Genomic DNA, 20,227 nt, shown 5'->3' with positions numbered 1-20,227 from the left:
AAAATTTTATTCCAATGGTTTCTGCTTGTTCGTGTTCGATATCTCTAATTTTGTTTTTCCAAAGGTATAACGCATGGATGTTTGCGATAATTTTGTAGAACACAAAGACCAGAATTATACATAATGCAAGCAGGTCTATTGACCAATTTTTCGCAATAAAAAAACCCGAAATTAAAATCAAAACATTCATTACAAAAATGTAGAATGTAATCTGTTTGTGGGTAAGACCAATTTGCATGAGATAATGATGAAGGTGGGTTTTGTCAGCTCGAAAAGGAGATTTGTTTTTAAGAATTCTACCAATGAATACTCTGACAAAGTCAAAAATTGGTAGTAGAAATACTAGCATCAGATAGAGCATTCCGGGAATTTGCTTTTGACTTCCATCATTTCTCAGAAGTAATATTCCGAAACTGATGAGCAGAAAGCCTATCGAAAGAGAACCAGAGTCACCTAGAAAGATCTTATGACGAGTAGAAAAATTGAATTTTAAAAAACTAATGAGACCTCCAATAATAATGATACTTATTTTTGAGAGTTCTACTTCTTGATAGCTCATTGAAAAGAACAATAAAAACACGAAACCGGATAAAGCAATGCTTCCTGCAAGTCCATCAATTCCGTCCATCACATTGAAGGCATTGATAGAACCTGTTATCAAAAAAATGGTGATAATGTACTGAAAAATAATTGGGATTTCGTAGATATTAAATATTCCGTGGAGAGAGCTTATCCTTATACCATAGAAAGCTAGCAGAAAGCTGAGGCAAATTTCTATCCCAAGTTTGTACTTTGCTGGGAGGTCTTTTTTGTCGTCAATAATCCCGACAACAAGCATAATGTAACCTCCAGATAATATCATTAAAGTATCCTTGCTGATGGGACTTTGTGTAAGGCTGATGATTAGAAAAAGGATAATAGCCATCACTATTCCTCCAATCAAAGGAATAGGAACGGTATGGACCTTCCTGTGGTTAGGAAGGTCAAGAAATTGCAACTTTATGGCAAAGTTTCTTATATAAGGGGTTAGTGCTGATGATAGTAGAAACGATAGTATTCCTAAAGCAAGATTCTCGGTTATATTTTCCATAGGTACCTAGTTATTTATCAAATATTTGAAATCGTTTCATGTGTAAAAGTTGGTGCTTTTTCAAAATGTGGTAGTCTAGGTCTAGAGTTTTTGGATAGACCGAAGATTTACGTTCTACAATGCAAGCTTCTTCTATAAGTCTGCTGTACTTTTGGGCTATTTTTTTCCAAACATATCTTCTTTTTGCTATTTTTTTGAGCTCGATTGCGCTTCTGTGGAGTTTTGATTTAGTGGTTGTAAAAATCAAATTTTTAAGGTCTTCTTTGTCTTTGAAGTAAAAAGCTTTTTCTTCTGTCGTTACTTTATTATAAGAAACCCCGAACGCAAAAACAGGTAAGGAAAGAAACATTGCTTCCACCAAAGAAGGATTGGTACCACCTGCAGAATGCCCATGGATATAGAGCGTAGCATTACTTCTTATTAAGTCAATTTCTCGTTGGTTATAGACTGGGTCCACCAAGTAGATGTTGGGAAGGTCTTGATATTGAGTTTTTAAATTTTTTCCATATTCGCTGTTTTGCCAGTTACCAACAATCACAAGTTTTTTGTCTGGACATTCTTTGAAGGCTTCCAAGATGATGTGGACATTGTTTTCTGGTTCTATTCTACAAACTTTGACAGCGTATTTTTCTTTTAAAAAAGGATATTTTGCTATATCATCTATGGATGTGTCGGTACAACGAACAGTGTGGTCTGAGCCATATTCTATAACACGACTTAATGTTTTGTAGCGCAAGGTGGTATAATCTTGAATAGACTCATTGTCAGAAATATCGATATGAGAATATCTGATGGCAATTTTTTCTGACCACCACAAATAGAGTTTGGCAAGCAAGCTCCACTTATCGCGTTTCCACTCGATGCCATCAATGGAGACAATAATTCTTTTTTTGGTGAATAATCTAATAAGGGGAAATGTCCACGCCCCAGCAACGCCCAAAACTATTAGTACATTGCTATTGAACAAGGCATGAAAAATAGATAACGTATCGTAAATGATACTTTGGATTCCATTAGCATCGAAGGGAATGTAATGGAGTTTTGCTCCTTTATATTCTTTTAATCGTTCTTCTTTTTTGTACCTTTTTGATGAGCAATATACCGTGAAATCGTACTGATTTTTGAGTTCTTCCACCAAATGTTCGGTTAACGTTTCAAATCCTCCATAATTAGCAGGGAGTCCCACTGTACCAATGATAGCTACTTTTTTATTTTTCATGTCACCCATTTTTTTTAGGAGGTGACGTTCTATTTTTGCGCCATATTTTGTAATAGCTTGTTAATTAAAGGAGTAGCTGGAGTTTTGGATTTGTTGATTTTCTATTTTTTGGAAATTTGGTTTAAATTGGAGACTATTTCTACTGCTTTTTCTTCGAAATTAGTGATGGAAAACATCTTGCTCTTTGTTTTTGCATTATTACTGAATTCGGCATACAGATTTGGATTGGTAAGTAATAATTGAATTTTTTCTGAAATACTTTCAATATTTCTGCTGTCGATACAGAATCCATTAACATGGTCCTCCACCAATTCTGTAACTCCGCCAATAGGAGGAACAATGACAGGTAAACCAAACGTCATTCCTTCCAAAATAGTCAGTCCAAATGTTTCTATCCATGCATCAACTTCTGAAAGGTTGAGAATTAAGGAAGCTTTTTGGTAGAACGGAATGGTATCTTTTTGAGTCGGGAAAAGCTGAAGGTTATCTGGTGGTTTTGTTGTTGAAAAATAGGATTCTATCTCTTGATTTGTAGCATTAAGAACCATCTGAAAGCTGAAGTTAGGATTGCTGTTCGCTAACTCAACAAAGGTGTTAATTCCTTTATATTTCTTGAGGGAACAAATCATTAAAACAATTTTTTCATGCTTTGGTTCGATGTTGTGCACATTTGCTTTTTGAACAAAATCTTCTTCCAAAACATTGTAAAGGATTTCGGACTGAATGAGCAAAGGTTCTTGACTGGCAATAAATTTTGAAACATAGATTACTTTTGAAGCGGTTAATTTTACTATGTTAAATAGAAATTTCTTGAAAAGCTTTGGTTTTACTGAGGTTTCATGGATGTGGTAAATAACTTTGCAACCTCTCAATTTTGCAGCAGTTGCACCACCAAAAGGTAAAACAGTGTTGATATATACAAGGTCTTTTTTGTTCAGAAAAAAGATGAGTTTGAAGAACAAAATCAGCTGACTACTAAAGAAGAAAAGAATTCTTAATAAGATGTTGTTGGAAAAGCGATACCAATATTGATGTTCTCTCACTTGCGGAATGTTGGACAGAAAACCCTCTCCTCCGTTACAGGTGAAGAGGTGAGTCTCTTTATTATTTTTGACCCAAGTTTTTAGTAATTGCCCCAAAACTTTTGGACTACCACTATAATCGTTGAGTAAATGTACTGCCACTATTCGCATGCTTCGATATCTTTATAAATGGCATCTAAATGTTCTGCTCTTTTGTCCCAAGAAAATTTTTTTTCATAAAGTTTTCTTGCTTCAATGCTCATTTCTTTAAGTAATGGAGGATTATTGAATAATTTTAAAAGGGCGTTGCTCAAGTCATCAGTAGTCTCCTCATAGGTTTTTGGTGGGATAGCGAATCCACAATGAGAATTGATAAATTCACCTGGACCTATATTGTTAAGGGTAATAATGGGAAGTCCAAAAGAAAGGGCTTCTGGAACAACCATTCCTGCTCCTTCGTGCGAAGGAAATAGGAAAACGGATGCATTTTTATATTTTATCATTAAATCTTTTCTGTCAATCCAATCAATGATTTCGACATGATTTTCTAATTGATTTTCTGTAATTAACTTTTGATAGAGGGTCTTCTCTTTTCCCGTTCCAATAAGGGTAAGCTTACATCGTGACTTATCCTCTGTTGGAATTTTTTTTATCATTTTTGCAAAAGCATTGATGGTAAGGTCAAATCCTTTTAAGGGTACAAATCTTCCTACGCTAATTATATTAAATAGAATTTTGTTACCGAAATTTCCATCAAAAAAATCTTCTGATGCCACGGAAGGATAAATGGAATAATTGTGTTTTAAATTGAGCACTTTCGGTATCTCCGAATTCATGCACCAAATATGATTGGCTTTTGAAATAGATTTTTTGAGCGAAGGCGAAAACTTCCAAAAGCATTTCTTGATCAGACAAGCTAATCGATCTTTGGCATAATCAAAGGAAGAATAATATTTGAAATACTGTTTTGGAATTCTTGGATGGTGTCCCACGGGTCCCCAGACGAGTGGTTTCCGAAGTTTCCAAAGAAATGTTGGTGTCCAATCATTATGAAAATTGACATTGTGTGCGATATCAAATTTTAGTTTTTCATTTCTGATGAATCGTACGATCATTAATTGCCATAAGTAAAAGTATAATAGGGCACCTCTGCTCCCTTTTTTCCAAAATCTCGCCCATTTTGGTAAGTCAAAGTAGAGGAGTTCCATATTTTGAAATCTTTCATTTGGATTTTCTGCAATATATTTTTCGATGTGAGGTTGGTTATTTTTTCTCGTTATAGCTATGACTTTACGATATTTTGCAATTTCAAAAACAAAATTCCATCCCATGGCGTCCTCCGAACCTTTGTAAGGATTAATAGCGTAGCATGTTGCTAATATGGTAGATTTCATAAGTCACGATATTTTAAAATTTTGGCAGGAACGCCGCCAATAATGGTGTTTTCGGGAAATGATTTGTTGACGATACTTCCAGCAGCAACAATGCAATTATCGCCAATTTCGACACCGTCAAGAATGGTGACCTTGCTACCAATCCAGCAATTTTTTCCGATTTTAATTCCTTTTCTGTTGACTCCTTGCAGTCTTATTGGAGTTTCAAGAATCTCGAAATTGTGATTTTCGGGATGACAGCTAAAGTATTGTCCAACGATACAATCGTCTCCGATAGAAAGACCTCCTGCTCCTCCAAGATAGGCGAATTCTCCAATGCCGACATTGTTGCCAATCGAGATTTTGTGTCCAATTTCATTAAATGTTGTCGAAACAATAATGCGACTAAAAGCACCTATGGAAACATGATTTCCAAATTCGACACCCTCTTTTCCCAAAGCCGAGACATATACATAATCACCCAATCGGAGATAGGTTCCCCATTTTATTTTGGAAATAGAAAAGAATTTAACACCAGATCCTAAAATTAATTTTTTCGGTTTTTTTAAAAACAGTAGTACTTGGAGGCCACGCAAAAAACTTATCACCTGAACCCCAACGAACGCAAATATTTCTAAGGATTTGATTTCTTCATCAAACCGAAAATTGGGATTTCGCTGTTGCAAAATTTTGAGCAATAATGATTTCATAATCTTCGTGTAATGGTGTTTTCGATTTGTTGTAGGGTCTGGTCTATGTTTTCATTTTTTACTGAATGATAGATGTTACGTCTGTTGGATTTTTTCAGTTTTTGAAAGAGTTTTTTGTATTGATGAGTGAGTTTTTCGATGGTAGAGTGGGGGAGTTCTTTTTTTCTTTGTAGGATGATTTCGGGGTCTGCATACAGGAAAAAATTATATTTCGGTTTGAGTAGGAAATAATAACCCATTCGGGCAATTTTTTTAGGAATCTGGATGTTACTTCTTTTGCTGTCAACAATGAAATCAAAATAATATCGGTCATAGATAACGATGTAACCTCGCATAATAAATTGGATATATACTGCAAATTGTCCTAAAAGATAATCCACATAATAATAACCAAATCTTAAAATCGAAGAAATTGGATTTCTATTTTTTCCTTGGCGTGGCATAGAGTTAATCACGTCCTCATGTGCTTTCTCTTTGCCTTTGGTATAAGTACTTAAAATGGGCAGGATAGAAGGACGATGACGTAATATTTTGACTGGTTTTCGATGTTTTTTTTCAATGATTTGGGAAATATTGTCGATGATTGTCGATTTACCAGCGCCATCAACTCCGCTAAATGTGATGATAAATCCTTGGTTAGAGAAGGTGTCACAAACGTAGTGGATGGTATTTCTTATATAATTGAAATATTGGTTCGCGGGATTTTTTTTGACCATATTTATTAAATCTGCTTTGGAGACTTGATTTTCACTGCAGCTAAAACTTGAACTAACTTCGTTAGTCAAAATCTGATATTTTTGGGGGATAGGCGCTTCATTGAGTCTGTAGAATAGGTTGACAAAACTAAAAGTGTCGTCCAAAGAAGCAGTCTTGATGCCAAATTGGTTTGTTACTGAATTGGATATCACTTTTTGAGCGTCCATAATTTGAAAGTTTTTCCATTTGAGCTGATGAATAAAGTCGATGGAAAGGATTTCATTTAGTTTTGTGATGAATTTTACAGAAGTCAAAAAGGACTTTTTTTCCACAATGACTTTGCGGGCTAAGTGGTGACTTTTTAAGTATTCTACTATTTTTTTAGTTTCATCTTGCTCGACGATAACATCAATGTCAGAATAGAGTTGAAGTTGCTCAGGTTCAATAAGTGGAAACTTTAGAGTAGCATAATTTTTTTCTTTTATAAAATCAAAAAAGTCCAAGATGACGCACTGCCTTTTGGAAAGATGTGGCTTCATGAAAAGATTAAGCGCCTCACTCCAAACGGTCATGAGCCAATAAACTTGAATATGCCATTGTTCTTGTTTGGAATAGATCTTTAGATATTGCGAAATATTGATGATTAAATAATATTTCAAATATTTGTGTAGTTTTTCGTCGTCGAAATGAAAAGTGATTTTATTTTTGGTTTTAATTTCTTCGTAGATTTCTTTCCAGTTTTTTCGTTGAATTAATGTTTCACTTTGAATAATAAAATGAAAAAAATCAAACCCTTTCGGTCTTTCAGTAGAGCCCAATTCCCAGTCATAAACGGATAGTTGATTGGGGTTGATGACATAGCAATTCCAAGGAGTGAAATCCCCATGTGAGAAGTGAAGCTCTACAATTTCATCGTCATTGATTCCTTGAATAAGGAATTTCATCTTTTTTAAAAGGCCATTGGGAATTCTTGGATCTTTAAGATTGGAGAAATCTTCTACGAGTTCTTGATAGAGCACCCAATTGGATGTTTTTTTTCGTTGTATGTCGATTTTGGAAAGGTCAAACATCACATTGGCATGTTGGTTTACCAATTTTTGACTTCTTTTTCCCTGGTTTGCAATGTCAGAAATTTTTACAATTCCACCATCTAACATTTCACAGGATGAGGTATGTAGATGTTCTTTTTGAATGTTATTGAGTTGATGAAGAATTTTATTTTCATTTTTTAAAAGAGTTTCGGCATTTTCGCTGTTTGGGATTTTGTAAAAATATCCATCCGTATAGAGGACGAGTTTGTTGTTGGGGCCTATGGTTCCGGTGAAAAGAGCCCATTCTTGTTGGATGTCGAAAAAGTCAAGATCGTTATTTTTCTTGAGGTAAATTTTTGCTTTCTTAAAAACTAAGCTTTGAATTTTCAACATGAAAACGAGTTGGATAATCAACCGAAAAGCCCAGGCTTTGGTCGAAGTAACAGAATAGAATTTTAAGAAAATTGGTTTGTTATTTTTTGAATTCCAAACCCATCTGATGCTTCCGTCCGGATTGTTGATCATCAACAGCGATAATGGATAATAGCCATCCTGAATTTGGTTGGAGGTCGTGTATCCTAATTTTTGTAATAGTTTTTCCATGTTGAGCTGTCTTTTTAACTATTACAAGAAAAAGCGAGCCTTAATCTTTATATTATTGAATAACAGTGTATTATGTTTTAAATAAAATTTACGTTATTCCATATTTTGGAAAAATTAATCTTTTTGGAATTTTCTAAATTCAGAAATTTCGTAACGAATCACTACAAAATATTGAAAGATTATTACGCTAACTGTTTTCTATTGAGTTTGATCTTTTCAAAAGAGGTAAGGTATTTTCGATTTTGAAAGCTCACTGAGAAAATGATAATTTGATAGAAAAGGATGCTGTAATTGCTTTCTCCAAAAATTCCAAATTCAGTAAAGGAATTGATGAGAATCGGTATCAGAAGGCCGATAAGCAATAAGCGTTCCTCCTTCTTCTGAAAAAACAATGCTCTCATAGTGAAAAGTACTTGGAACAGAACTATCATAAGCCCTATGAAACCTAAATTCATCAAAACTTGGATAAAGGTATTATGAGTCATCTTTCCTGGATAAGTGTGGGTGCTTTGGAAGAATTCGCCGTAATCAATCCTCATGAATCCAAATCCTAAAAGAGGTTCTCTCGGTAATCCTTCTGTGATTAATGCTTGCCAAAAGGGTAATCTTCCCGTTAAACTAAGAATTTCATTGAGTCGTTCTTGGTCTCCTCCTTTCAGGATAACTTGATAGATGGCAAAAGGTGCAATTACTGCTACCAATGTACTTACGAGAATTTGTAATTTTCTGTTTTTTGCTTGCTTGATATGGAAGAGAATAATTAAAAATACCCCAATTAGTGAGGAGCGAGAACCGGTCATATATAGTGCATAGAATATGATTAAAATTTTTATAATAGACCAAGTACGATTTTTTGCATTTTGCAATTCGAAGATGAGGCAAGCAATTCCGACTCCAGCTAACATTCCCAATTCATTAGGGTTCATGATGGTTCCTCCAAGTCGAGCTTCTTCGCCACCGTTGGTTAATCGAAAAAACGCATCTGGAGCAATCCACATTCCGAGGACAAAGACAAGTTGGAGAACAAAAACTGAGTTTCCAATGAGTCGATATAATTTAATAGTATGTCCTTCAAAATAGATATCTAAAAGTTTTAGACTTTTGATAAAGAAGTAAGCAAAAACCAGACTTTGGACAATCATAAACCATTGCAGAGAACTAACCCCGACATTAGTTGTCCAAGCAAAGGAAATCAATCCCAAAGTCAAGTACAAAAGGTAAAGTCCTGGTGAAAAAATATCTTTGTAAACCAAGGAATCAACCGCTTTGTAATCAATAATTCTTTTGTAAACATAGATTGCAGAAAACATTACGCTCATCCTCCCCACTACTTTGATAATTCTGGTGATGATAATATTTTCGCTCCATGTGAAGAAGCCTGCAATCATCAATAGCAGGATGATGAAAAGGAGACGTTCTGTGTTTTTCAAGAACCGCTCCGTTTGTAGGTCGGCTTTAAGACGCGTTTCCATACAATTCTGTGTTAAGTTGCTTCAGAATTTTTACCCAATTGAACTCTATTTCAACCATTCTTTTAGCATTAAGGCAAGTTTGATGGAACATTTCTTTGTTTTTCCAAATATTAAAAGCTTCAGCCATCGCATTAGAAAGGTGATTGGCATTATATTCAGAAAACATCAACCCAGCTTTGTGCTTTACTATTAGCTCTCCAATATTGGTGAATTCACTTACGATGCAAGGTTTTCCAAAATCTGCTGCTTCGATAACAGCAACTGGTAATCCTTCGTTTCGTGATGGATGCAGAAAAAAACCCAATTGCTCCAAAAGGTTATTTTTGTTATCACCAAATAGACTTCCAAAGACGGTGATTTTGTCGACTAAGTTTTTAGTTTTAATCATATCTTCTAACGACTTTCTGTCTTCTCCATCTCCAATAATCCAAAGTTGAGCGTCTGGATTGCCTTTAGTGAAAATTTCAAATCCATCGAGCATCAGGTCAAGTCCTTTGGTGTGGAGATCTAATCTGCCTATAAAACCAAAAATAATATTTTTGTTGTCCGTAATTTTAATTGACCTTTTCGAAGATTCAAAACCATAAGGAACAAGCACTCCTTTTGCTTTTGGATCAATTTTTTGGAGGCTTTCTAACTCCGTTTTGCCGATACAGTGTACTTTTTTCGCAGTATTCAGCAGTTTTTTTTCGAAAAGGAAAAAGTAAATTTTCTTTATCAGTTTGTTCTTGTTCATAGCGACAGAATTATAAGCGCCATGGGGAGTAATCACATATTTTCTTCTGGTTTTGTTTAAAAATTTACTTAATGAATAGAAGATAGGAATCCATCCACCATGAAAATGATAGACGGTATTTTCTGATTTTGCCAGAATTTCTTTTTTTAAACGATTAGGAATTTGGAAAGGGTTGAATTTTTTGATGAAGAGAACGGTTTCAAAATTTCGAGCAGGATAATTAGTTTCTTCGTCATGAGTAATGCCCCAAACTACAACATTTTCACCATGTTCTTTTTGCTTGGTTGCCAAATTGAAAACCACTTTGTTAACTCCATTCATTCTCTCTGGATTCGCTTTTCCCAAAACAATATGTACTATGTCCATCTTTCTGAATGATTTTTTTTGAGTAAAGATTTCCAATAAAGAATCATTAGCACTTGACTCATTATTAAGTTGAAAACAACGCCATAAAGGGAAGCGTATTTTAGCAAGGTATGGTAGCTAATCAGGGTGAAGAATGCGGATATTACGTAACCCAAAAAGAAGCTTTTATTGAGTTCAAGAATTCGGATTTTTAATCTAATTGGATATCCCCAAAATATGAAGATGTATAGAATTGAAACTAACTTGATAACGTAACCAAATTCACGATACTTTTCACCGCCTAACAATACTATGATAATATCCGAAAAAAGGAAGAAAACAATAAGTGTGACTCCCAATAAGAGAAAGCCAGAGCGAGTGAGCTTGGTTAAATATTGTCTTGCATAAGTCTTATTTCTGTAATATAGTTTTGCAATTTTGGGTAAAAAATAATTTTCTACCGTTTGTAACGCTACGTTGATGATTCCGAAAAATGATTGTACCAAACGTAAGGCTCCCAAAGCTTCTAAACCAAGATAAAGACCAGAGATCACCGTTATAAAATTCCCGGAAATCCATTGTAAAATGGAGGTGCTTAAAAGCCATTTTCCGTTTTTAACATGATAATTTAGATAGTATCTGTGAGAGCCCTTGAGATTAGCTTTTCTTAAAAAATAAGTGATACCTGGGATTCCTGAAACGAAATTACCGATTCCAATTAATAGAAGCACTTGATGAAGGCTTAGTTGATATCCCCAAAAAAACATCGACAAGAATGGGAAAACAACAAGAAACAAAATGTCGATTGTTAACACGATTTCGATTTTTTGTGCAGCCAAAAGTGTTCTCCGAAAAAAGTCCTGAAACAAATAACCAGATACAAAAATGGTTGTACTATAAACAATTTCTCTTTTATCAAATAGTGGAATGATTAAATGAAAAGGCAGTTGGCTTACATGTGATAAAAAATAAAAAAAACACAAAAAAAAGAACATCACTGCAAACTCAACTGCCAGTATTTTCAATACAAAACCCATGGCGTTTTCCAAAGGTTTTTTTGAAATGATTATTTGAAAAGGTTGTATAATCACTGCATTGGTAATACTCAACAACAGATATGTTCCCAATACAATGTATGAGTATATCCCAAATCCCGACACGCTTAGAATCCTTGCCAATAGGAAAGTAAGTACAAAATTACTTCCGCTGTAAATCACCTGATCAGCAAAGACCAAGACGGACGGATTTCTTATGTTGGTGAGTAGACTCATTTTTTTTGACTAACGAGAAAAGTACCGAAAGAACTTCTTTAACAAACCTTGTTTAACTCTTGATTTATTCAGGATAAACCACATGTTTTGGATATAGAACTCTTCTTTCAGAAGCTGTATTTTATTAACTGTTTTCATGGTTGTTTTTAGTTTATTAAGTACAATGATACTTTGATTGCTCAGGCTCATCATAAATGTAGCGATGGAACCGTTGTTAATTGGCTCATTGTTCACGATGCAGAGATTGTATGCTCTTGATCTTTCTGTTATTTCCTTTTCAAGTTCGGTTTTCGTTGTTTGAAGCAATTGGCTTTCAGAGATGTTCCACACATCTGCTAAATCATGGGGAATGTTTCCAATAAGGTCGATAAGAAGGATTTTTCGACCTTGCGCTTTCATGCTTTTTAGAAGATTAGAAACGTAAAATTCTTGGTCATCTGCATTGTTGAAAGATGAGAAAGAGACGATGTTATTATTCTTGATGATTCCCTTGAGTTCGAAATCTAAAATGATTTGGTAAAAAAGTTTTTGAACGTCTGTGTTGACTTTGACAGGATTGGTAATATGTGCAATTGGGATATCGCTGTTTTTTTCGATAGAAGTTTCGTCCTCTACTTTCGCGTTGAAATAATCCAAAAGGTAAATGATGGCAACGGAAACCAACATTCCCAAAATAGCTGCAACAATAAGAATCAGCGAACGAACTGGAGAAACTGGTTCCTTTGGTAGCTCGCCTCGAGTAATGATTTTGTGAAACGATACTTTTGCTGACCTTGCGATTTCGGCTTCGATTCTTTTTTCGTTCAAGAAATTATAGCTCTTTTCGTAGAGGTCAAACTCTCGGTTAAGTATGGTTAAAAATCGCTCTCTTTCTGGAAGTCCAATAAAGACTTTCTCGGCATTTTCTATGTCACGATTGATGTCATTGTATTTTATTTGAAGGTTTCGTTCGGTGTTTTTAACACTTTCCACCTGATAATCGGTAAGGTCTTTTAGTTTTAAGTCAACTGTTTTTACTTTTTCATGCTGTGGAGTATAGGTTAAAAGCAAATCTTTTTTCTCTGCCTGCAATTGCTTGATGTTTTTCATGATTTCTGTTGAAAGCAAGTCATTGAAGGCTTCGAAATTGGTAGGCAGATTCGCGACATCACCATCGCCATCAGAGATGTAATTGTTGAGGTTTTTGACCGCATCAAGGTTCATTTTGATATTACTGCGCTGGATTTTGAGCTGAGCAATTTTACGAAGGTCGGTTTCGGTTTCTTGAGTGATGTTGATGATATTGTTTTTGTCTCGATAGTTCTGAAGTTTGCTTTCGGCAGTCGTTAATTTTTCGTTGGTGTTTGCGATTTCTGCTTTCAGAAAATCGACAGTGGTATTGGCGGCAGTAATTTTATTTTCAATATAATCTTCGATGTAGGTTTCTGCAAGAGTGTTGACAAAAGCTTCTGCTTTCTTAGGAATCGAATTTTTGTAATTGATTCTGATGACGGGGACTTCTTTATCTACTGCGACGATATCGAGATTTTCTTTGATTTTACCTAAAAGCTTTTCGCGACTCAGAAATTGAAATTCGTATTGGTCCAAGATATTAAGGTCAGGTTTGGATTCAATGAATTTGGAATTGAGTGTAATGAGTAAAGTTCCAGCTTTTATTTTGATGGGATTTCCAAAAGTACCATTGATAGGAGTTGCATGACTCGGAATGGTCAACGAAAAACTCTGAAGTGAATTAATTTTTAATTTAAATTTTTTATCAAAATTGGAGTTGTCATTGAGATTACCATTGACAACAAAGGGAGAGTTTTCAAAAAGTTCCACATTTTGGAAATCACCACATCTAAAAATTTCTGTCGAAAAAGGGATTTTTTGTAATGTTTTCTCGATTAATGATGAGGATTTCATTACTTCTATTTCTGAGTTGATTTTGTTGGTTGAAGCGAAAACGTCAAAATCTTTGAAAAGATTTGCACTGGATTCTCCTTGCTGGATATCGGCTAACTTAATCACAGCAGTACTTTCGTACATCGGTGTAATGTACCTAAGGTATTTTTTAGCCGCCATGACAGAAAGAATCATGGCAAGGATGACGAAGATAAAACCACTAAATAGCGGTTTTAGAATTCTAAAACTATCGTTGTTCATTGGTTTTGATTTTAAAAAGCTTTAAACAATAGTGTTGCTGCGGTAACCGTAGTTGCAAACGGAATGATGGTAGAGGCTCTTTTGTCAAATTCTTTATACTTCTTGGAAGGTACAATGATGTAATCTCCGGGGTGAAGCATGGTATTTCTGTATGAGATGTCGTCTGGATTGGTGAGGTCTATATTGGTGATTCTCACATGTTCGCCTTCTTGTCTTAATATTTTCACGTACTTGAGATTGGCGTAGTCCTCGAAGCCACCAGCTTTTGAAATTATTTCGAGCAGAGTATTGTAGTCTTTGTCAACTTTGATAACCGCCGGGTTTTTAACTTCCCCAAGGATAGTGATTTCTTTGTTTAGGACTTTTACGTCTACAATGGGATTGACTAACCATTCCTTAAGTTTGTTTTTGATTTCGTCCTTCAATTGTGGAATGGTTTTCCCGAGTACATAAGTAGTACCAATTCGTGGGATTTCAATATTTCCATTGGCGTCAACCAAAAGCCATTTCCCGTAGACTTCGTTGGAGTCATAGATTCCATAAACCGAGCCCACGCTTAGGTCGTCTTGTCCCCACACAGAAAGAGTTATTTTGTCGTCCTTTCTTATGTGATACTCATAGGTGCTGTCGTATTGAAACTCAGCACGGTTTTCCACTGGCTCTTTTTCTTCGAAAACATTTTGAGTTTTGCAAGAAACTAAGGCAAGAGCGAGGAAGATGAGCTTGATGTTTTTTTTTGCTAAATTTTCCATGTCTTTTAAAAAATGCTAAAAAACCTAAGAATGCCTTTGCTGACTTTTAGGTTTTTGATTTCATCTTGAATTTGTAGAACTTTATCAATCGTTTTAGTAATTTTTTCCCATGCGTTGGTGTCTTTAACCAAATAGTCGAATGCGCCGTACTTAAGAGCTTCTACTGCAGTGCTGATGTCTTCTTGTCCTGAAACCATTACCACGAATATGTTGGGATCGTAACGTTTGATCTTTTTCAGAACTTCAAATCCAGTCATGTCTTCCATATTGTGGTCAAGAAATATAATATGAGGTTTCATGTGTATATTGTCTAGGCAGTCGTTACCATTGGAGTAATGAGTGATGTCAGTATAGCCTAGAGATTGTAAAAGTTGTTGATAAGCGTTAGCGAAGAAGTTGTCATCTTCAACAATAAAGAACTTTAATTGATTTTTAGCTTCCATTCTATCTTATTTGCTTTGATTTTACATAATTGAAGCCAATATTTAAGTTGATGAAATACAGTTAATTAAGAGTATTGCAAGGTTCCAAATTTTGGAATTAGTCTGCTTGATTGGAAATGTTGTAGCAGCAAGATCTTTGTTTTAAAGGTATCTTGCTGGTTTCTAAAGCAGGTTTTAATCTAAAAGGAGATTGTCTTAGTAAGTAAGAAGATGTTTGGAGATAAATTTCCCCTAATCCTGTTGTTATTGGTGTTTTTTTTTGGAAATGTTGCTATAGAATGTAGTAAAAGAATAGAAGTTTCCAGGTTAGAGAATTCGGTATCATCCAAAAAAAAGACTTTACATTTCTGTAAAGTCTTCTCTAATTTGCTCCTCCTCTTGGGCTCGAACCAAGGACCCTCTGATTAACAGTCAGATGCTCTAACCGACTGAGCTAAGGAGGAATGCTTTGTTCCTGTTAAGCGTGTGCAAATATAAAAACATTTTATATTTCGCACAAATATTTTTAAAAAAAAATTAAAATTTTTGTGCAATTATTTTGAAGATGTCATTCCCGAAAATAAGCACCATTAGGCCTAACAAGAAGATAACTCCAATAAGCTGAGCCTTTTCCAATATTTTTTGAGGTACAGGTTTGCCTGTAATAATTTCCCACAAAGTGAACATTACATGACCTCCATCTAGTCCTGGAATTGGGATTAAATTAAGAAAAGCCAACCAAACAGAGAACATTGCTGTAAAACTCCAGAAGGCATTCCAGTCAATGCTAACATCTCCACTGTCTGCTTTGTCAACCGGCATCATGTTAACAATTGCAATAGGGCCACCCACACTTTTATAACCTTGAACTTTAGCACTGAAAATCAACCGGAATTGCTTGATTTGTGTGGTTAGTGCTTCAATAGTCCTGTCAAATCCACGAGGAATAGCTTGAGCAAAGGTATATGTATCGGTAGTAATTGGATTATTATTCATAAAGCCTACTTGTCCATTTTCGTTTATCGGAAAGTTCTTTAATTCTATATTTTGTCCATTTCTAACAATTCCCAGAGTTACATTTTTTGATTTGTATGCTTTGATTTTTTTGCTAAAATCATCAAAGTATGGAGTGCTTTCTCCGTTGATAGAAATAATTTGGTCACCAGATTTCAATCCTGCTTTTTTTGCGGTATCAAATCCTACTGATTGTACTTCCACAGGGACGTGAGGTAATAGATAAGCTTTAGCTTCTTTTTCTTTAAGAACATCGGCAACACCATCTTCATTGACAGCAAAAGTTACTTCTTGATTATTTCTCAAGACTTTTACTTCTTTACTAAAAAGGATATTGATAAGCGTATTATCTAGTCTTACAGCAGGTTTTCCGTCAATAGAAATAATTTTGTCTCCATCTTGAAACCCCATTTTTTTTGCAGGTTCTGTGAAGCTTACCCCTTCTTTGAATTTAGTCAAATCAATATATGTTTCCCCGCTAAAGAAACTTAGACAAGAATAGATTAACCACGCAAGGAAGAAGTTAACAGTAACACCACCTAACATAATAATCAATCTTTGCCAAGCTGGTTTGCTTCGAAATTCATAAGGTTGGGCTGGTTGTTTTAATTGCTCGGTGTCCATGCTTTCGTCCACCATTCCGGCAATTTTGACATAACCACCCATCGGAAGCCATCCAATTCCCCATTTAGTACTGTCCGGATATCTTCTCCAGTCGTCTTCAGGAAGTTTGCTAGTATCAATAGCTACTTCTTTTTCTTTTCCGTCAACGACGACCACTTCGGTGTCTGGCAGGTTTTTTGAGATAAATTTATATTGCCATTTTCCATTGATTTTTTTCATGGAAAACAATGAGAACCAAGGGTCAAAGAATAAAAAGAATTTTTCAGCTCTTGTTTTGAACCATTTTGCTGGTAAAAAGTGCCCCAATTCATGGAGGAAAACTAAAATTGATATACTAAGGATAAATTGAAATATTTTTAATGCTAACTCCATCTAGTTGTTTTAAAATTTAAGATTTGCAAAGGTACTAATTATCAAAACTATGCCAAATAAAAAGATTCTCAATTTTGAGAATCTTTGTCAGTGGTTGCTTTTGTATTTTATAAGTTGAACGAAACTCCAAGATTTCCATTGTTTCCGGCTTCTAGAAAGACGCCTACTTTGGAATTAAAGAAGTATCTGACTCCAACATAACCGCCAATTCCGAAGTCATGACCTCTTACTCCCAAGTTCAGCCCTGGATAAATGTCCCATTTTTCTGGCAGACCAAGTGGCTCTTGAAGATGGAAGCCTAATCTACCAAATACAAAAACATCTCCATCGTCTTTGTGGTTATGATTGTGGTCAAAATAGACATTGATTCCTGCACCAACGGAGACGATTTTTGCAATTCCGTAGTCATAAGTTCCTGTAATCCCAGTTCCGTATCCCCAACCATTAAGTCCAACCTGGATTTTTTGGTCTCCTTTTCCGTTCCACGCTTGCGCAGAAGCTATAAATCCTAGTGTTAATACGAAGGCTAATGCAATTAATTTTTTCATGATATTATTTTAAATTTTGGCTAAGGTAAATAAAATAGAAAGGATTTTGGTACGGACAAACGAATAAAATTTTCTATTTTTGAAATAGAAAAATCGTTAAAATTATGAATATCACTGGACTTAATCTCGATATCGTTTGGAAGGATAGGACTCAGAATTTTTCTAGAATTGAAGAGGAGTTAAAGTCCGTTAACACTGACTTAATTGTTCTTCCTGAGATGTTTGCATCTGGATTTTGCATGGATGCTGAAGTTGTTGCAGATGGAGAGGATGAGGTTTTGAGATGGATGAAAAAAGTGGCTCATCAAAAGGGTTCTGCGATTTGTGGTAGCGTTTCCGTTAAAGAAGGTAGTAAATATTACAATCGATTCTACTTTGTAAAACCGGATGGGTCTTTTGATTATTACGACAAGCGACATCTGTTTTCTTTTTCAGGGGAGGACAAGGTCTATAGTCCTGGAAAGAACCGTGTAATTATTGAATATAAAGGAGTTCGGTTTTTGTTACAGGTCTGTTATGATCTGAGGTTTCCTGTTTTTTCGAGGAATGATAATGATTATGATGCGATTCTATATGTCGCCAATTGGCCCAAAGCAAGGGTAGAAGCATGGAAACACTTGTTGAAAGCCAGAGCTATCGAAAATCTTGCTTACGTTTTTGGGGTTAATCGGATAGGTGTCGACGGAAATAACCTAGAATATGAAGAAAGTACGCGTTTCTTTTTTGCCGATGGAGAAGAGATTTCTCAAAGGGAAGGTAATATTGTCTTTGCGAAAATTGATTTAGAAAAACTTACGGAATTCCGAAGTCGATTTAGGTTTTTGGAGGACCGAGATGAGTTTTCAATTTGTTAAAGTGCGAAACTTCTAAATAATCAGAAGTCAAATTTTCAGATATTTAAATTAAAAAATAAAGACCGTTTCAGCAGATGTGAAACGGTCTTTTATTACTTGATAATCAGGTTAAGCATATTGCTTCAAAAGATTGGTCAATGTATTAACATCGTGGACTCCACTTTCTTTGTACAATAATTCGCCATTTTTGAAAACAGCTAAAGTTGGTACGCTTCTCACTCCATATTCCGAAGCGATACTAGGGTATTGATCGATATCTATTTTTACAATTCTTGCAGTTTCTCCAACGTTTTCCTTTACACTTGTAAGTACAGAAGATTGGACTTTGCACGGTTGACACCAAGTTGCAAAAAAATCAATTAATACGGGTCTTTCTGATTGTATTAGTTCTTTGAATTTTTGTGACATTTTATTATTGATTTTTGTTATCAATTAAGTTCATCAAAAGCACACCAATCTCCATAATGTTACATTTTGTCATGTTGATTCATGCTACACTTTTGGATGTTGTTAATGGTGCTTTTCGTTGGGGTTTTCTTTGAAGTTAACTCCGCAGTTTCCTGCAGCACATCCAAATCGAAAAACTGACATCGCAATAAAATATAATCCAAAAATAGCTATCCACCAGATTTGGTCTTTTATTGCAGTGATGAAGAAAAATATTCCACCAATAAGATAGAGGATTCTTCTGATATCCCAGTTTTTAAGGAATTTGTTCATTATTTTAATTTGTTTTGGAGAGAGCTCCATCCACCTCCGTTATAGGCTTCGTAACCAGCGTTTTTCAAAATGCTTTTTGCTGACGCACTTCTCATTCCGCTTGCGCAGACTGTAATCACGGGTTTGTCTTTTTTGATTTCATTCATCTTTGCTGAAAGGTTTTGCAAAGGAATGTTTTTAGAATTTTTGATGTGACCACCGCTGTATTCAGCAGGCGTACGTACATCAATAATTTGCGCACCGTTTTTGACTAATTCTTTGAAATCGATGTTACTACCACCGAATAGTTTTTTTATAAATCCGAACATGTTATTTTTTTTCTATTTTATTTTTTTCAAAAATCGAAAACATAAGGTATCCCATAATCATTCCGTAAACCGAAGAATTCAACGGTTTGGACGTGATGGTACAATTCCCCGATTGGCAGCCTACGAAATAATAGTAGGCAAAACCAAGGATTCCGCCAAGGATAATTCCGCCAATGCTTAATCGATGTTTTGTGAGAAATTCCATTTATTTTTTCTTTGTCAAATTGATGAAAAGTTCACTTCCTTGCCTCGCTGGTATACTATTGTAGCAATCTTCCATCGTTTCTACATCAAAATAAGGTTTGAATGTAAAAAGATATTCTCCCTTAGAGCCGCCAAAAGGAGGTCCTGCCTTTTCGAATACTTGATTGAATAGAAGTCCAACTATTCTTCCGTTCTCTGAAAGAAGTTCCGATGCTTTTTTAACGTAATTTTTTCTCAAAAGAGGAGAAATGGCGCAAAAAAAAGTTTGCTCTATCATCAGGTCGTAAGTCCCTTGATGTTGAAAAAAATCATCGCAAACAACTTTGATTTCTTCCTTATCACTAAATCTTTCGCTTAGGATTTCTACTGCTTTCGGAGCAATATCCAAAATAGTAATATCTCGGAATCCGTTTTCCAATAGAAACTCAGCTTCATAGGCGTTACCACAGCCTGGAATCAATATTCTAATATTTTTGTCTTCAACCTTTTTGAAATAAGTCTCGATAGGAGTAGAGGCATAACCGATGTCCCAACCTGTGTCTTGGTTGTTCCATTGTTGTTCCCAATAAGATTGGTCCAGCACGGCATTTTCGGGTTTGTTTCCACAATTAATATCTGACATATTCTTTTATTTGAATCAAAAATTTTGTTTTCTCGAAGGTTTTTTTCTGTCAACGAAAATTATTATTAAAATTT

20 protein-coding genes and 1 tRNA gene are annotated in these 20,227 nt (G+C 35.1%); 1 reads left to right on the top strand and 20 read right to left on the bottom strand.

What is annotated here, in order from left to right; genetic code table 11:
- The 15 genes from AC4AGG_RS10935 to AC4AGG_RS10865 all read right to left on the bottom strand — a co-directional run.
- Positions 1 to 1,090: glycosyltransferase family 4 protein (locus AC4AGG_RS10935; RefSeq protein WP_489772036.1), on the bottom strand; the 1,090-nt coding region annotated here is incomplete at its 3' end.
- Positions 1,091 to 1,100: 10 nt separating this feature from the next.
- On the bottom strand, positions 1,101 to 2,309 hold the full coding sequence (locus AC4AGG_RS10930) for a DUF1972 domain-containing protein (RefSeq protein WP_489772035.1): 1,209 nt from the start codon (positions 2,307 to 2,309) through the stop codon (positions 1,101 to 1,103).
- Between the two features lie 101 nt (positions 2,310 to 2,410).
- Entirely contained in the window at positions 2,411 to 3,493 is a 1,083-nt protein-coding gene (locus AC4AGG_RS10925; protein ID WP_489772034.1) for a glycosyltransferase family 4 protein, read from the bottom strand.
- Positions 3,493 to 4,725, bottom strand: coding sequence for a glycosyltransferase family 4 protein (locus tag AC4AGG_RS10920; RefSeq protein ID WP_489772033.1), 1,233 nt, complete (start codon positions 4,723 to 4,725; stop codon positions 3,493 to 3,495). Before AC4AGG_RS10920 ends, AC4AGG_RS10925 begins: the two co-directional genes overlap by 1 nt.
- On the bottom strand, positions 4,722 to 5,414 hold the full coding sequence (locus AC4AGG_RS10915) for an acyltransferase (protein WP_489772032.1): 693 nt from the start codon (positions 5,412 to 5,414) through the stop codon (positions 4,722 to 4,724). Before AC4AGG_RS10915 ends, AC4AGG_RS10920 begins: the two co-directional genes overlap by 4 nt.
- A complete protein-coding gene (locus AC4AGG_RS10910; protein WP_489772031.1) occupies positions 5,411 to 7,744 on the bottom strand; it encodes a nucleoside/nucleotide kinase family protein in 2,334 nt (777 codons plus the stop codon). The genes AC4AGG_RS10915 and AC4AGG_RS10910 overlap by 4 nt, the downstream gene beginning before the upstream one ends.
- A gap of 182 nt (positions 7,745 to 7,926) precedes the next feature.
- Complete coding sequence (locus AC4AGG_RS10905; protein ID WP_489772030.1) at positions 7,927 to 9,216, bottom strand: O-antigen ligase family protein; 1,290 nt, start codon at positions 9,214 to 9,216, stop codon at positions 7,927 to 7,929.
- Positions 9,200 to 10,318 (bottom strand): glycosyltransferase family 4 protein, encoded by a 1,119-nt coding sequence (locus AC4AGG_RS10900; protein ID WP_489772029.1) that lies wholly within the window; start codon positions 10,316 to 10,318, stop codon positions 9,200 to 9,202. Before AC4AGG_RS10900 ends, AC4AGG_RS10905 begins: the two co-directional genes overlap by 17 nt.
- Positions 10,309 to 11,568: a lipopolysaccharide biosynthesis protein gene (locus AC4AGG_RS10895; RefSeq protein WP_489772028.1), complete on the bottom strand. Its 1,260-nt coding sequence runs from the start codon at positions 11,566 to 11,568 to the stop codon at positions 10,309 to 10,311. Before AC4AGG_RS10895 ends, AC4AGG_RS10900 begins: the two co-directional genes overlap by 10 nt.
- 9 nt (positions 11,569 to 11,577) lie before the next feature.
- Positions 11,578 to 13,713, bottom strand: a complete 2,136-nt coding sequence (locus tag AC4AGG_RS10890; RefSeq protein ID WP_489772027.1) for a GumC family protein — start codon at positions 13,711 to 13,713, stop codon at positions 11,578 to 11,580.
- 11 nt (positions 13,714 to 13,724) lie between these two features.
- On the bottom strand, positions 13,725 to 14,465 hold the full coding sequence (locus AC4AGG_RS10885; RefSeq protein WP_489772026.1) for a polysaccharide biosynthesis/export family protein: 741 nt from the start codon (positions 14,463 to 14,465) through the stop codon (positions 13,725 to 13,727).
- Positions 14,466 to 14,470: 5 nt separating this feature from the next.
- Complete coding sequence (locus tag AC4AGG_RS10880) at positions 14,471 to 14,908, bottom strand: response regulator (protein ID WP_489772025.1); 438 nt, start codon at positions 14,906 to 14,908, stop codon at positions 14,471 to 14,473.
- A 369-nt stretch (positions 14,909 to 15,277) separates the two neighbouring features.
- Positions 15,278 to 15,351 (bottom strand) — tRNA-Asn (locus AC4AGG_RS10875).
- A 73-nt stretch (positions 15,352 to 15,424) separates the two neighbouring features.
- The gene (gene rseP, locus AC4AGG_RS10870) at positions 15,425 to 16,897 is read right to left on the bottom strand and encodes an RIP metalloprotease RseP (RefSeq protein WP_489772024.1); all 1,473 of its coding nucleotides are present in this window, start codon (positions 16,895 to 16,897) and stop codon (positions 15,425 to 15,427) included.
- 107 nt (positions 16,898 to 17,004) lie between these two features.
- Positions 17,005 to 17,445, bottom strand: coding sequence for a DUF6646 family protein (locus AC4AGG_RS10865; protein WP_489772023.1), 441 nt, complete (start codon positions 17,443 to 17,445; stop codon positions 17,005 to 17,007).
- Positions 17,446 to 17,549: 104 nt separating this feature from the next.
- Between AC4AGG_RS10865 and AC4AGG_RS10860 the strand changes: the two genes are divergently transcribed.
- Entirely contained in the window at positions 17,550 to 18,299 is a 750-nt protein-coding gene (locus AC4AGG_RS10860; RefSeq protein ID WP_489772022.1) for an amidohydrolase, read from the top strand.
- Between the two features lie 108 nt (positions 18,300 to 18,407).
- Here AC4AGG_RS10860 and trxA read toward each other — a convergent pair whose 3' ends face one another.
- From trxA to AC4AGG_RS10835, 5 genes are all read right to left on the bottom strand, one after another.
- Positions 18,408 to 18,707: a thioredoxin gene (gene trxA, locus AC4AGG_RS10855; protein WP_489772021.1), complete on the bottom strand. Its 300-nt coding sequence runs from the start codon at positions 18,705 to 18,707 to the stop codon at positions 18,408 to 18,410.
- A gap of 102 nt (positions 18,708 to 18,809) precedes the next feature.
- Positions 18,810 to 19,019 carry a hypothetical protein gene (locus AC4AGG_RS10850; protein WP_489772020.1) on the bottom strand — a complete coding sequence of 70 codons (210 nt, stop codon included), beginning with the start codon at positions 19,017 to 19,019 and terminating at the stop codon, positions 18,810 to 18,812.
- Positions 19,019 to 19,327, bottom strand: a complete 309-nt coding sequence (locus AC4AGG_RS10845) for a rhodanese-like domain-containing protein (protein ID WP_489772019.1) — start codon at positions 19,325 to 19,327, stop codon at positions 19,019 to 19,021. The genes AC4AGG_RS10850 and AC4AGG_RS10845 overlap by 1 nt, the downstream gene beginning before the upstream one ends.
- Before the next feature lies 1 nt (position 19,328).
- On the bottom strand, positions 19,329 to 19,532 hold the full coding sequence (locus AC4AGG_RS10840; protein WP_489772018.1) for a DUF6132 family protein: 204 nt from the start codon (positions 19,530 to 19,532) through the stop codon (positions 19,329 to 19,331).
- Entirely contained in the window at positions 19,533 to 20,153 is a 621-nt protein-coding gene (locus tag AC4AGG_RS10835) for a methyltransferase domain-containing protein (protein WP_489772017.1), read from the bottom strand.
- Positions 20,154 to 20,227: the final 74 nt, after the last annotated feature.

This window comes from Chryseobacterium sp. CG10_8 (assembly GCF_058117085.1).
The sequence above is the reverse complement of the archived record's forward strand: the minus strand, read 5'-3'. Positions and strand labels throughout refer to the sequence as shown.

Excerpts from the sequence above, each read along its gene's own strand:
- AC4AGG_RS10885 (WP_489772026.1), bottom strand. The coding sequence starts at position 14,465 with ATGGAAAATTTAGCAAAAAAAAACATCAAGCTCATCTTCCTCGCTCTT.
- AC4AGG_RS10845 (WP_489772019.1), bottom strand. The coding sequence starts at position 19,327 with ATGTTCGGATTTATAAAAAAACTATTCGGTGGTAGTAACATCGATTTC.
- AC4AGG_RS10915 (WP_489772032.1), bottom strand. The coding sequence starts at position 5,414 with ATGAAATCATTATTGCTCAAAATTTTGCAACAGCGAAATCCCAATTTT.
- AC4AGG_RS10890 (WP_489772027.1), bottom strand. The coding sequence starts at position 13,713 with ATGAACAACGATAGTTTTAGAATTCTAAAACCGCTATTTAGTGGTTTT.
- rseP (WP_489772024.1), bottom strand. The coding sequence starts at position 16,897 with ATGGAGTTAGCATTAAAAATATTTCAATTTATCCTTAGTATATCAATT.
- trxA (WP_489772021.1), bottom strand. The coding sequence starts at position 18,707 with ATGTCACAAAAATTCAAAGAACTAATACAATCAGAAAGACCCGTATTA.
- AC4AGG_RS10840 (WP_489772018.1), bottom strand. The coding sequence starts at position 19,532 with ATGGAATTTCTCACAAAACATCGATTAAGCATTGGCGGAATTATCCTT.
- AC4AGG_RS10910 (WP_489772031.1), bottom strand. The coding sequence starts at position 7,744 with ATGGAAAAACTATTACAAAAATTAGGATACACGACCTCCAACCAAATT.
- AC4AGG_RS10905 (WP_489772030.1), bottom strand. The coding sequence starts at position 9,216 with ATGGAAACGCGTCTTAAAGCCGACCTACAAACGGAGCGGTTCTTGAAA.
- AC4AGG_RS10920 (WP_489772033.1), bottom strand. The coding sequence starts at position 4,725 with ATGAAATCTACCATATTAGCAACATGCTACGCTATTAATCCTTACAAA.
- AC4AGG_RS10900 (WP_489772029.1), bottom strand. The coding sequence starts at position 10,318 with ATGGACATAGTACATATTGTTTTGGGAAAAGCGAATCCAGAGAGAATG.
- AC4AGG_RS10895 (WP_489772028.1), bottom strand. The coding sequence starts at position 11,568 with ATGAGTCTACTCACCAACATAAGAAATCCGTCCGTCTTGGTCTTTGCT.
- AC4AGG_RS10850 (WP_489772020.1), bottom strand. The coding sequence starts at position 19,019 with ATGAACAAATTCCTTAAAAACTGGGATATCAGAAGAATCCTCTATCTT.
- AC4AGG_RS10865 (WP_489772023.1), bottom strand. The coding sequence starts at position 17,445 with ATGAAAAAATTAATTGCATTAGCCTTCGTATTAACACTAGGATTTATA.
- AC4AGG_RS10860 (WP_489772022.1), top strand. The coding sequence starts at position 17,550 with ATGAATATCACTGGACTTAATCTCGATATCGTTTGGAAGGATAGGACT.
- AC4AGG_RS10930 (WP_489772035.1), bottom strand. The coding sequence starts at position 2,309 with ATGAAAAATAAAAAAGTAGCTATCATTGGTACAGTGGGACTCCCTGCT.
- AC4AGG_RS10835 (WP_489772017.1), bottom strand. The coding sequence starts at position 20,153 with ATGTCAGATATTAATTGTGGAAACAAACCCGAAAATGCCGTGCTGGAC.
- AC4AGG_RS10880 (WP_489772025.1), bottom strand. The coding sequence starts at position 14,908 with ATGGAAGCTAAAAATCAATTAAAGTTCTTTATTGTTGAAGATGACAAC.